Source organism: Streptomyces macrosporus (genome assembly GCF_039533145.1).
In the GTDB taxonomy this organism is placed as follows: domain Bacteria; phylum Actinomycetota; class Actinomycetes; order Streptomycetales; family Streptomycetaceae; genus Streptomyces; species Streptomyces macrosporus.
In genome coordinates this window covers 196749-208530 of sequence record NZ_BAAASZ010000023.1, presented here as the reverse complement: position 1 = coordinate 208530, position 11782 = coordinate 196749, and the positions used below count along the sequence as shown (strand labels likewise).

Below are 11782 nucleotides of genomic sequence, written 5' to 3'. Positions count from 1 at the left end.
GTGCCGCCGGCGGACGGCCCGGGCCCACCGGCCCCGGCCGGGTGCCGGGTGCCGGGGCGTCAGCAGATGCGGGGCAGTTGTTCGCCCAGCGGCAGGTCCACCACACGGGTGCCGCCGAGGGCGGTGCGGGCGACCACCGTGCCCGGGTGGTCCGCCACGCACTCCCCGATCACGGCGGCCTCCGTGCCCTGCGGGTGGGCGTGCATCGCGGCGAGGACGGCGTCGGCGTGCTCGCGGGGGACGAAGGCCACCAGACGTCCCTCGTTGGCCACGTACAGCGGGTCCAGTCCGAGGAAGCCGCAGGCGCTCGCCACGGCCTCCGGCACGGGCAGGGCGCGTTCGCTCAGGACGACGCCGGTGCCGGACGCGGCGGCGATCTCGTTCAGCGCGGCGGCCAGTCCGCCCCGGGTGGGGTCGCGCAGCGCGTGGAGGTCCGGGGTGACCGCGAGCATCGCCTGCACCAGGCCGCCCAGGGGGGCGGTGTCGCTGCACACCTCCGCTCCGAACTCCAGTCCCTCGCGGACGCTCAGGATGGCCACCCCGTGCTGTCCGACGGGACCGCTGACGATCACCACGTCGCCCGGCGCGGCGCGGTGCGGGCGGATGTCGACGCCCTCGGGGATCAGCCCGATTCCGGCGGTGTTGACGTAGACGCCGTCGCCGTGGCCGGCCTCGACCACCTTGGTGTCGCCGGTGACGACCTCGACGTCCGCCGCCGCCGCGGCGGTGCCGATCGCCTGCGCCACCCGTCGGACCACCGACATCTCGGTGCCCTCCTCGACGATGAAGGCGCACGACAGGAAGGCGGCCCGGGCCCCGCTCATGGCGAGGTCGTTGACCGTGCCGTTGACGGCCAGGTCGCCGATGCCGCCGCCGGGGAAGAACAGCGGCCGCACCACGTAGGAGTCGGTGGAGAACGCCAGCCGCGCGCCGCCCAGCGCCACCTCGGCGGAGTCGCGCAGACCCGCCAGGGCCTCGTTGCCGTAGGCGGGGACGAAGAGGTGCTCCACCAGTTCCGCGGAGAGCGCCCCTCCCCCGCCGTGTCCCATGACCACGACCGGGTGGTCGCGCAGCGGGACCGGGCAGGACCAGTCGGCCGGGTCCACCGGCTCGGTGCGGGGGTCGGCGGTGTCAGCCAACGGGGCTCGCCTCCTTCGCCGGCGCGGAGCCCGGCACGGGGCCGCCCAGGCGCCGGTACAGGTGGTAGGCGGCGCAGGCCCCCTCGCTGGAGACCATGGTGGCGCCCAGCGGGTTGCGGGGGGTGCACCTGGTGCCGAAGGCGGCGCACTCGTTGGGTTTGATCAGGCCCTGGAGCACCTCTCCGCTGCGGCACTCGTCGGATTCGCGGGTGGTGATGCCGGTGACGGCGAAGCGGTGCTCGGCGTCGTACTCGCGGAACGCCTCCGACAGCCGCCAGCCGCTGTCCGGGATGACCCCGATGCCCCGCCAGGCGCGGTCGGTGACCTCGAAGACCTCCTCCAGCATCCGCCGCGCCGCCGGGTTGCCCGACGTCCGCACCGCGCGGGGGTAGGCGTTCTCCACCCGGTGCTCGCCGCGCTCCAGTTGGCGGACGGTCCGGCGGACGCCCTCCAGGATGTCCAGCGGTTCGAAGCCGGTCACCACGATGGGCACCTCGAAGCGGTCGGCCAGTCCGGGGTACTCGGCGGTGCCCATCACGCTGCACACGTGGCCCGCCGCCAGGAACGCCTGGATCCGGCAGTGCGGGGCGCGCATGACGGCCTCGATGGCGGGCGGTACGCGCACGTGCGAGACCAGCATGCTGAAGTTGCGGACGCCGCGCCGCCGGGCCTCGTGGACGGTCATCGCGTTGGCCGGCGCGGTGGTCTCGAAGCCGACGCCGAAGAAGACCACCTCCCGGTCGGGGTTGTGCCGGGCGATCTCCAGGGCGTCCAGCGGCGAGTACACCACCCGTACGTCGCCTCCCGCTCCCCTGACGCGGAACAGGTCGCGGTCGGTGCCGGGCACCCGGAGCATGTCGCCGAAGGAGCAGAAGACCACGTCGGGACGGGAGGCGATCTCCAGCGCCCTGTCGATCGTCTCCAGGGGCGTCACGCACACCGGGCAGCCGGGTCCGTGGACGAGCTCGATGGTCTCGGGCAGCAGCTGGTCGATGCCGTGCCGGATGATCGAGTGAGTCTGGCCGCCGCAGACCTCCATCATGGTCCAGGGGCGGGTGGCGGTGGCGTGGATGTCGTCCAGCAGCCGCCGTGCCAGGTCGGGGTCGTTGAATTCGTCGATGTACTTCACCGGGCACCCTCCCGTGCCGCCGTTTCGACCGCCGGGGGCTCCGCGGGCTCCGGCCGGTCCTGTCCGGACTCGACCGCCGCGCGCTCCCAGGCGTCGCCGAACTCCTCCTCCAGGAGCCCGAGTTGTTCGAACAGTTCCAGCGAGGCGCGGGCGGACTCCTCGTCCAGCCGCTGTAGCGCGAAGCCGACGTGGACGATGACGTACTCGCCCGGCTCCACGTCGGGCAGGTAGGCGAGGCACACGTCCTTCACCACCCCGCCGAAGTCGACCCGCGCCATGCGGGTGCCGTCGCGTTCCTCGATCCCGGTCACCCTGCCGGGCACCGCCAGGCACATGGGTCCTCCGTCCGTCGCCGATCCGTCTTTGATGGTTGGTCGGGTCATCGGTCGCCGGCGCGTGCCGCCACGACCAGTTGGCCGAGCGCCAGCCCGCCGTCTCCGGGCGGCACCGTGCCGTGGCGCAGCACCGTGAAGCCGGCCGCGCGCAGCCGCCCCGCGCACTCCTCGTCCAGCAGCGCGTTGGCGAACACCCCGCCGGTCAGGGCGACCGTGGTGGTACCGGTCTCCCGACGCGCCAGGAGGCAGACCTCCTCCACCGCTCTCGCCACCGCCCGGTGGAACCGTGCGGCGATCACCGGGGCGCCGACGCCGGAGCGCAGGTCGGCGACGGCCGCGCGCAGCACGGGGGCCGGGTCCAGCAGGGTCGGGCCGGCGGCGGTCGGGCGCGGGGCGAAGGCGTAGCCGGGGCCGTCGTCCGCGCCGGCCGCGGCGGCGGACGCCTCCAGGGCGACGGCGGCCTGCGCCTCGTGGTCGACGCGGTGGCACAGTCCCGTCAGCGACGCCATCGCGTCGAACAGCCGCCCCATGCTGGAGGTCGGGACACAGGCGGTTCCGCGCTCCAACTGCCGTGCCAGCAACCGGCGTTCGTCCGGCGTGCAGGCGGCCGCGCACGGCAGGTCGTCGGCCCAGTCGACGCCCGCCGCGCGCAGGTGGGAGAGCGCCATCCGGCAGGGGTTGGCGACTCCCGCGTCGCCGCCGGGCAGCGGGACGTACGCCAGGTGGGCCAGCCTCCGGTATCCGTCGTAGTCGGCCAGCAGCACCTCGCCGCCCCAGATCGCCCCGTCGTCGCCGTAGCCGGTCCCGTCGAAGGCGACGCCGACGACCGGGGTTCGGCCGTCGATCCCGGCGGCGGCCATCGCGGAGGCGACGTGCGCGTGGTGGTGCTGCACCAGGCGCAGCGGACGGTCTCCGGCGCGGTGTCGGGCCCACCGGGTGGAGCGGTAGCCGGGGTGGCGGTCGGCCGCGAACAGCCGGGGGTCGATCCCGGTCAGCTTCCGCAGGTGCCGCTCGACGCGCTCCAGCGCCCGTGTGCCGGTCGGGTCGTCCAGGTCGCCCAGGTGCGGGGAGAACCAGGCCGAGCGCCCCTCGGCCAGGCAGAACGCGTTCTTCAGGTCTCCTCCGGCGGCCAGGGAGGGCGGCACCGGGAAGGGGAGCTCGACCGGGACGGGAACGTGTCCGCGGGAGCGGCGGAGCACGACCTCGCCGCCGTCCGCGCGGACCCGCACCACCGAGTCGTCGCAGGGCACCGCGATGGGCCGGTCGTGCCAGAGCCAGGCGTCGGCCAGTCCCGCCAGGCGGGTCAGGGCCTCGCGGTCGTCGGTGACGATGGGTTCGCCGGAGCGGTTGCCGCTGGTCATCACCAGGATCTCGGGCCCGGGCGGGTCGCCGGGCAGGCCGAACAGCAGCCGGTGCAGCGGGGTGTAGGGCAGCAGCACGCCCACGTCCGGGCTGCCGAGGCACACCTGAGGGGCCAGCGGTTCCGGTTCCCGGCCCGGGAGGTGGCGGCGCAGCAGCACGATGGGCCGCAGGCGGCCGGTGAGGGCGCGGCGTTCGGCGGGGCCGACGCGGGCGAGCCGGGCCGCTGCGGCGACGTCGGGGCACATCACCGCGAAGGGCTTGCCGCCGCGTGCCTTGCGCTCGCGCAGGACGGCGACGGCGGCGGGGTTCGTCGCGTCGCAGGCCAGGTGGTAGCCGCCGACGCCCTTGACCGCCACGATCCGGCCCGCGGCCAGCAGTCGGCGGGCCCCGGCGAGCGCCCGTTCGCCGTCCGCGTCGCGGGCGTCGGTCCCGGGGGCGTGCGTCAGGTGCAGCCGGGGGCCGCAGTCGTGGCAGGCGACCGGCTGGGCGTGGAAGCGGCGGTCGGCGGGATCGGTGTACTCCCCGGCGCACGTCGGGCACAGGGAGAAGGCGGCCATGGTGGTGGTCGCCCGGTCGTAGGGCAGCGCGGTGGCGATGGTGAACCGGGGTCCGCAGTGCGTGCAGGCGATGAACGGATGGCGGTGGCGGCGGTCGGCGGGGTCGGCCAGCTCCCGCAGGCAGTCGTCGCAGGTGGCGGTGTCGGGCGGAATCCGGGTGCGGCCCTCGCCCCGCCGGGAGGGGCGGATGGTGAACTCCTCGTACGGGTGCCCGGTCCCCCGCGGCGGCACGGGTTCGGAGGTCACCGTGGAGACCACCGCCAGGGGCGGGGCCTGGTCCCGGAGGCGCCGGCAGAACGCCTCCACGGCCTCGGGGACGCCCTCGACCTCGGCGATCACGCCGCCGGCGTCGTTCGCCACGTAGCCGGTCAGCCCCAGTTCGCGGGCGAGTGCGTGGACGAAGGGCCGGAACCCCACGCCCTGGACGGTGCCTCCCACCCGGACGCGGCGCCGTACCGCGCCGTGTCCGGGCCGGTCGTCGACGGTGGCCGTCATGGCGCTCCTTTCCGGGGCCGTCACCGCACCGGAAGGCCGGTGTCGGGTTCGAGACGGAGGGCGCCCGGCGCGGGCTCGTGCCGGTGGCCGTGATCGTGATCGTGTCCGTGGTCGTGTCCGTGGTCGCGCAGGTGCCGACCGGCCAACGGCGGCCGGTGGGGCCTCCGCCCCGCGTGGACGGCCGTGATCCGCTCCAGGAGCTCCTCGACGCCCCGCCCGGTGCGGGCGGAGGTCCGCAGCACCTCCACGCCCGGGTTGACCCGCTCGACGTTCTCGGCGAACGCCTCCTCGTCGAAGCCGGCCGCCTCGGCGAGGTCCGTCTTGGCGAGCACGACCAGGTTCGCCAGGCCGAAGGCGGTGGGGTACTTGGCCGGTTTGTCCTCGCCCTCGGTGACCGACATCAGCACCACCCGCAGCGTCTCGCCCAGGTCGTAGGTCGCCGGGCAGACCAGGTTGCCCACGTTCTCCACGAACAGCAGCCGGGTGCCGTCCGGCAGCCAGCCCTCCAGGTGGCCGCGGAGCTGGTCCGCCTCCAGGTGGCACAGTCCGCCGGTCAGCACCTGCCTGACCGGCGCCCCGGAGCGGGCGAGCCGCCGGGCGTCGTTCTCCGTGGCGAGGTCGGCGGTGAGCGCGGCCACCGGCAGGCCGCGTGCCGCGGCCCGGGTCAGGAGGAGTTCCAGCAGGGCCGTCTTGCCGCTGCCCGGACTGGACAGCAGGTTGACGGTGGTGACGCCGCGGCCGGTCAGCTCCTCCCGCAGCGCGGCCGCCAGCCCGTCGTTCTTCGCCAGTACGGCCTGTCTCAGGTCGACGACCCGGCACATCACGCTCTCTCCTCCTGCCGCGCCGAGCGGCTCCCGGGGCACGGGCGGCCCTCCGGGAGCGTCACGTCGACGATCTCCAGTTCGCGTCCGGCCACCAGCTCCGTCTCCGACTCCCCGCACTCCGGGCACCACAGCCGCGGCGGTGTGCCCGGGGCGAACTCCTCCGCGCACGCCCGGCACCGGGCGCGGGCGGGCACCTCCTCGATGCGGAGTTCGGCCCCGGCGAGCGCGGTGTCCCGGGCGACCACCTCGAAGGAGAACCGCAGGGCGTCGGCGACCACCCCCGACAGCTCCCCGACGCGCAGGCGCACCGCCTCCACCGCGTCGGCGCCGTGACGGCGCGCGGCCTCCTCGGCGCTCTCGGCGACGGCGAGGGCGATCGACAGCTCGTGCATGGGGCGCCACGCTAGCCGGCGGTCCGGGGAGCCCCGGACCGCCGCCACGGCACCGGGGTCGAGTTCCCCCGGACAGCGCAAGCCCGCGGGGGAACCGAGCGCGTCACGGTCCGGTCCGCGGGTCCGGTGGGTGAGGATCACGGCCCACAGACGACGGCAACGGCCCAACGGTCCGGGAGGCCTCATGCGGATCCTGCTCGTGGCGAGCGCGTTCAACAGTCTGACCCAGCGGGTCCTGGTGGAACTGGAGGAGCGCGGCCACACGGTCGCCGTGGAACTCGTGCCCGGGGACGGCTCCGGATGGGAGGTCGTGGAACGGCACGCCCCCGATCTGGTCCTCGCCCCGATGTTGACGACCGCCATCCCGAAGGAGGTCTGGTCGGCCCGCACCTGCCTGGTGGTGCACCCCGGGCCGCCCGGCGACCGCGGTCCCTCGTCGCTGGACCGGGTGTTGCAGGACGGCGCCGGGCAGTGGGGCGTGACCGTCCTCCAGGCCGAGGCCGAGATGGACGCGGGCCCCGTCTGGGCGTCGGCGCCCTTCTCCGTGCCGCAGCAGGTCGCCAAGGGCGACCTGTACCGCGGCGAGGTCGCCGACGCCGCCGTGGAAGCGGTGCTGCTGGCCGTCAGGCGCTTCGCCTCCGGCGCGTACACCCCCCGGCCGCAACCGCAGGACGGGCCGGGCCCGCGCCCGTACCTCGGCCAGGACGAACGCCGCATCGACTGGGAGAACGACCCCACCCGGGTGGTGCTGCGGAGGCTGCGGGCCGCCGACTCCCGTCCCGGTGTGCTGGACGCGTTCGCGGGCGGCGAGTGGTACCTGCACGGCGGCCACTACGAGGACCGGCTGCGCGGCCGTCCCGGCGAGGTGCTGGCCACCCGGTGCGGGGCGATCTGCCGGGCGACGTCCGACGGCGCGGTGTGGATCCCCCAACTGCGGCCCAGGCGGCGGCCGGGGGGCCCGCGGACGTTCAAGCTGCCCGCCGCCCTGGCGCTGGGCGACCGGCTGCCGGACGTGCCCGAGGTCTCCGCGCCGCTGTGGCTTCCCGCCGGGCGCCGCACCTGGAGCGAGATCCGTTACGAGGAGAGCGGCCCGGTGGGCTTCGTGCGCTTCTCCTTCCCCGGCGGGGCGATGGGCACCGACCGGTGCCGCCGCCTGCTGGCGGCCTACCGCTTCGCCTGCTCCCGGCCGACCCAGGTGGTGGTGCTCGGTGCCTGCCGGGACTTCTTCTCCAACGGCATCGACCTGAACCTGATCGAGGCCGCGGACGATCCCGCCGCGGAGGCCTGGGCCAACATCCACGCCATGGACGACCTGGTGGAGGCGGTCCTCACCACGACCGACCGGCTGGTGGTCTCCGCGCTGGGGGGCAACGCCGCGGCCGGCGGGGCGATGCTGGCGCTGGCGGCGGACGAGGTGTGGTGCAGGTCGGGCACGGTCCTCAACCCGCACTACCGGCTGATGGGGCTGTACGGCTCGGAGTACTGGACCTACACCCTGCCCCGGCGGGTGGGCGTCGAGGAGGCGGATCGGCTGACCCGGCAGGCGCTGCCGGTGGGCGCGTCCGCCGCCCTGCGCATCGGGTTGGTGGACCGGGTGCTGTCCGTGGCGCCGGAGACCTTCTTCCGCGAGGTCGCCCGGATGGCGGCCGGCCTCGCCGCCGATCCGGCACTCCAGATGCGGATCGGGGAGAAGAAGGTGGTGCGCGAACGCGACGAGTCCGTCCGGCCGCTGCGGGACCACCGGGGCGCGGAACTGGCGCGGATGCACCGGTGCTTCTTCCGGCCGGGCGAGCCGCACCACGCCCTGCGCTCGGCCTTCGTCCGCAAGGAGCCGATCACGCGCACGCCGGAGCACCTGACCGAGGCACTCCCCCGGCGGCAAAAGTTTGAGTTGTAGGCGTTTGTTGGAAATGTCAGGCTCCAGGAGACGGGCGGCGGCCGGACGCGGGCCGCCGCTGCCGCGCCGGATCGGAGCCCGCTCCTCCCCACGGGCCCCGCAGCCAGGAAGGAAGCCGCCATGAGCACCGACACGTCGGCCCCCAGCGGCGTCGAGGAGATCCACATCCTCTGGACCTCGGAGGGCATGAGCTGCGACGGCGACACGGTCTCGGTCACCGCCGCGACGCTGCCGAGCCTGGAGGAGGTGGTCCTGGGGGCGATCCCCGGCATCCCCAAGGTCCACCTGCACAACAAGGTGCTGGCCTACGAGACGGGCGAGGAGTTCACCCGGGCCTTCCACCAGGCCGCCAACGACGAGTTGGGGCCGTTCGTCCTCGTCGTCGAGGGCTCCATCCCCAACGAGAACATCAACGGCGACGGCTACTGGACGTCGATGGGCAACGACCCCGAGACCGGCGAGCCGATCACCCTCAACCAGTGGATCGACCGGCTGGCCCACAAGGCGTACGCCGTGGTGGCGATCGGCACCTGCGCCACCTACGGCGGCATCCACGCCATGGCGGGCAACCCCACCGGCTGCATGGGCCTGGCGGACTACCTGGGCCGGGACTTCCGCTCCGCGGGCGGGCTGCCGATCGTCAACGTCCCCGGCTGCCCCGTCCAGCCGGACAACTTCATGGAGACCCTGCTGTGGCTCCTCCACCAGTCCGCGGGGCTCGCGCCGCCGATCCCGCTGGACGAGCAGCTCCGGCCGACCTGGCTGTTCGGCAAGACCGTCCACGAGGGCTGCGACCGGGCCGCCTACTACGAGCAGGGCGACTTCGCGCTGGACTACAACTCCCCCAAGTGCCAGGTGAAGATCGGTTGTTGGGGCCCGGTGGTGAACTGCAACGTCCCCAAGCGGGGCTGGATGGACGGCATCGGCGGCTGCCCCAACGTCGGCGGCATCTGCATCGCCTGCACCATGCCCGGCTTCCCCGACAAGTTCATGCCCTTCATGGACGAACCCCCCGGCGGCAGCGTCTCCTCGGGGCTGCTGAGCCGCACCTACGGGCCGCTCGTGAGGTCACTGCGCTCCATCACCAACCGCACCGTGAACAAGGAGCCCAAGTGGCGCCACAACCGCACCGAACTGACCTCCGGCTACCAACCGCGTTGGACCGGCCGGTGACGCCGTCGAAAACGACGCCGAGAACGCCCGAGAGGACCGCCCCGTGACGACGAGCCAGACCGTCCCGGTCGAGCAGCGCACCCTTACCGAGGTGGCGTTCGACCCCATCACCAGGATCATCGGCAACCTGGGCATCTACACCAAGATCGACTTCCCCAACCGGGAGGTCGTCGAGTGCCGGAGCACGTCCTCGATCTTCCGCGGCTACAGCGTCTTCATGAAGGGCAAGGACCCCCGGGACGCGCACTTCATCACCAGCCGCATCTGCGGCATCTGCGGGGACAACCACGCGGTCTGCTCGATCTACGCCCAGAACATGGCCTACGGGGTGAAGCCGCCGCCGCTCGCGGACTGGATCATCAACCTCGGCGAGGCGGCCGAGTACATGTTCGACCACACGATCTTCCAGGACAACATGGTCTTCGTCGACTACTGCGAGCGCATGGTCAAGGAGACCAACCCGAGCGTCCTGGAGCGCGCCGAGCGGACCGCGGCCCCGCGCGGCGACGTCCACGGCCACCGCACGATCGCCGACATCATGCGCTCCTACAACCCCTTCGAGGGCGAGACCTACAAGGAAGCCCTCACCATGAGCCGTCTCACGCGCGAGATGTGCTGTCTGATGGAGGGCCGGCACGTCCACCCCTCCACGCTCTACCCCGGCGGCGTCGGCACCGTCGCCACCCCGCAGGCCTTCACCGACTACCTGGTGCGGCTGATGCGCTGCCTGGACTTCGTCAAGCGGGCCGTCGCCATGAACGACGACGTCTTCGACTTCTTCTACGAGGCCCTGCCCGGCTACGAGGAGGTCGGCCGCCGCCGCACGCAGCTCGGCTGCTGGGGCGCCTTCCAGGACCCGGAAGTGGTCGACTACGACTACCGGTCGATGAACGAGTGGGGGAACGCCATGTTCGTCACCCCCGGCATCGTCGTGGACGGCGAACTGGTCACCACCGATCTGGTCGACATCAACCTGGGCATGCGGATCCTGCTGGGCAGCTCGTACTACGAGGACTGGATCGGCGAGGAGACCTACGTCGACAAGGACCCCCTCGGCAACCCCGTCGACCAGCGCCACCCGTGGAACCAGACCACCCTGCCGCAGCCCCAGAAGCGCGACCTGAACGGCGGCAACTACAGCTGGGTGATGAGCCCGCGCTGGTACGACAAGCGCACGGGCGACTTCCTCGCCCTGGACACCGGCGGCGGCCCCATCGCCCGACTGTGGGTCACCGCGCTGGCCGGCAAGGTCCGCACCCCCTACGTCCGCTCCACCGGGCACAGCGTCGAGATCGACCTGCCGAAGACGCCCGCCACGCCGGAGATGCGGCTGGAGTGGACGCCCCCGCCCTTCCCCAACACCATCGAGCGCAACCGGGCGCGGATGTACTTCGTCGCCTACGCCGCCGCCATGGCCCTGCACTTCGTGGACAAGGCGCTGGAGGAGGTCCGGGCCGGACGCACCAAGGTCTTCCAGGAGTTCGAGGTGCCCGAGGAGGGCATCGGCGTGGGCTTCCACGAGGCGGTGCGCGGCGTCCTCTCCCACCACCTGGTGATCCGCGACAAGAAGATCGCCAACTACCACCCGTACCCGCCGACTCCCTGGAACGCCAGCCCCCGCGACGTCTACGGCACCCCCGGGCCGTACGAGGACGCCGTCCAGGGCTGCCCCATCTTCGAGGAGAACGGGCCGGACGACTTCAAGGGCATCGACATCATGCGCACCGTGCGCAGCTTCGACCCGTGCCTGCCGTGCGGCGTCCACATGTACCTCGGCGGGGGGCGCACCCTCCGGCAGCACCACTCGCCGACCTTCGGCGCGCTCTCCTGAGGAGGCGGACCCATGCCCTGGGACGACGAGCGCGCCCGCGCGCAGGTGGCCCGGACCGAGGAGCTGCTGTCCGGCCTGGAGTCGCTGCCGGACGGCCCCGCGGCCACCCGGGCGGCCGAGACCGTCGAGGCGCTGGTGGACCTCTACGGCGACTGCCTGGCCCGGATCACGGCCCGCCTCGGCGAGGGCGGGGGCGCCGGCCTCCTGCGGCGCCTCGCGGAGGACGAGCTCGTCGGCCACCTCCTGCTGGTCCACGACCTCCACCCCGATCCGGTGGAGACCCGGGTGCGCCGGGCCCTGGAGGACGTACGGAGCCGGCAGGGCCCGGCCGCGGGCGAGGTGGAGCTGCTGGAGCTGTCGGAGACGGCGGCGCGCGTCCGGCTGCGCGGCGGACGCGGCTGCTCCGCCTCGCCCCGGGCCCTGGCGGACGCCGTGCGGGAGGCGGTGGCCGGCCTCGCGCCCGAGATCGAGCGCGTGGACGTCGAGACCGCCCCGGCGCAGGCGCCCACGGCGCTCGTCCCCGTGGACTCCCTCTTCCGGCGCTCCGCCCGCGCCGCCGAGACGGGCGGGTGACCGCGGTGCCCGCGCCCTCCCCCGTCCCCTTCCCCTCGCCCCGGCTGCGGCGGCTCGCCCACCGTCCCGCCCGCC

10 protein-coding genes are annotated in these 11782 nt (G+C 73.8%); 4 read left to right on the top strand and 6 right to left on the bottom strand.

Annotated features, from left to right (window positions below; translation table 11 throughout):
* Nucleotides 1-59: 59 nt before the first annotated feature.
* Genes hypE through hypA form a run of 6 tightly spaced genes read right to left on the bottom strand, consistent with a single transcriptional unit; the run spans nt 60 to nt 6233 of the window.
* Complete coding sequence (gene hypE, locus ABD335_RS16445; protein WP_344323507.1) at nt 60-1139, bottom strand: hydrogenase expression/formation protein HypE; 1080 nt, start codon at nt 1137-1139, stop codon at nt 60-62.
* Nucleotides 1132-2268: a hydrogenase formation protein HypD gene (gene hypD, locus ABD335_RS16440; RefSeq protein ID WP_344323505.1), complete on the bottom strand. Its 1137-nt coding sequence runs from the start codon at nt 2266-2268 to the stop codon at nt 1132-1134. The genes hypE and hypD overlap by 8 nt, the downstream gene beginning before the upstream one ends.
* Complete coding sequence (locus tag ABD335_RS16435) at nt 2265-2603, bottom strand: HypC/HybG/HupF family hydrogenase formation chaperone (RefSeq protein WP_344323503.1); 339 nt, start codon at nt 2601-2603, stop codon at nt 2265-2267. The genes hypD and ABD335_RS16435 overlap by 4 nt, the downstream gene beginning before the upstream one ends.
* Nucleotides 2604-2647: 44 nt before the next feature.
* The gene (gene hypF / locus ABD335_RS16430) at nt 2648-5017 is read right to left on the bottom strand and encodes a carbamoyltransferase HypF (RefSeq protein WP_344323501.1); all 2370 of its coding nucleotides are present in this window, start codon (nt 5015-5017) and stop codon (nt 2648-2650) included.
* Between the two features lie 20 nt (nt 5018-5037).
* Nucleotides 5038-5838, bottom strand: coding sequence for a hydrogenase nickel incorporation protein HypB (hypB, locus tag ABD335_RS16425; protein ID WP_344323498.1), 801 nt, complete (start codon nt 5836-5838; stop codon nt 5038-5040).
* Entirely contained in the window at nt 5838-6233 is a 396-nt protein-coding gene (gene hypA / locus ABD335_RS16420; RefSeq protein WP_344323497.1) for a hydrogenase maturation nickel metallochaperone HypA, read from the bottom strand. Before hypA ends, hypB begins: the two co-directional genes overlap by 1 nt.
* Nucleotides 6234-6417: 184 nt before the next feature.
* Here hypA and ABD335_RS16415 point away from each other — a divergent pair, with 184 nt between their 5' ends.
* The 4 genes from ABD335_RS16415 to ABD335_RS16400 all read left to right on the top strand — a co-directional run bounded on the left by ABD335_RS16415 (nt 6418) and on the right by ABD335_RS16400 (nt 11707).
* Entirely contained in the window at nt 6418-8130 is a 1713-nt protein-coding gene (locus tag ABD335_RS16415; RefSeq protein WP_344323496.1) for a hydrogenase maturation protein, read from the top strand.
* Nucleotides 8131-8250: 120 nt separating this feature from the next.
* Complete coding sequence (locus ABD335_RS16410; RefSeq protein WP_344323494.1) at nt 8251-9303, top strand: NADH-quinone oxidoreductase subunit B family protein; 1053 nt, start codon at nt 8251-8253, stop codon at nt 9301-9303.
* Nucleotides 9304-9346: 43 nt separating this feature from the next.
* Nucleotides 9347-11134: a nickel-dependent hydrogenase large subunit gene (locus ABD335_RS16405; protein ID WP_344323493.1), complete on the top strand. Its 1788-nt coding sequence runs from the start codon at nt 9347-9349 to the stop codon at nt 11132-11134.
* 12 nt (nt 11135-11146) lie between these two features.
* The gene (locus ABD335_RS16400) at nt 11147-11707 is read left to right on the top strand and encodes a NifU family protein (RefSeq protein ID WP_344323491.1); all 561 of its coding nucleotides are present in this window, start codon (nt 11147-11149) and stop codon (nt 11705-11707) included.
* Nucleotides 11708-11782: the final 75 nt, after the last annotated feature.

Excerpts from the sequence above, each read along its gene's own strand:
- hypF (WP_344323501.1), bottom strand. The coding sequence starts at position 5,017 with ATGACGGCCACCGTCGACGACCGGCCCGGACACGGCGCGGTACGGCGC.
- ABD335_RS16400 (WP_344323491.1), top strand. The coding sequence starts at position 11,147 with ATGCCCTGGGACGACGAGCGCGCCCGCGCGCAGGTGGCCCGGACCGAG.
- ABD335_RS16435 (WP_344323503.1), bottom strand. The coding sequence starts at position 2,603 with ATGTGCCTGGCGGTGCCCGGCAGGGTGACCGGGATCGAGGAACGCGAC.
- ABD335_RS16415 (WP_344323496.1), top strand. The coding sequence starts at position 6,418 with ATGCGGATCCTGCTCGTGGCGAGCGCGTTCAACAGTCTGACCCAGCGG.
- hypB (WP_344323498.1), bottom strand. The coding sequence starts at position 5,838 with ATGTGCCGGGTCGTCGACCTGAGACAGGCCGTACTGGCGAAGAACGAC.
- hypA (WP_344323497.1), bottom strand. The coding sequence starts at position 6,233 with ATGCACGAGCTGTCGATCGCCCTCGCCGTCGCCGAGAGCGCCGAGGAG.
- ABD335_RS16410 (WP_344323494.1), top strand. The coding sequence starts at position 8,251 with ATGAGCACCGACACGTCGGCCCCCAGCGGCGTCGAGGAGATCCACATC.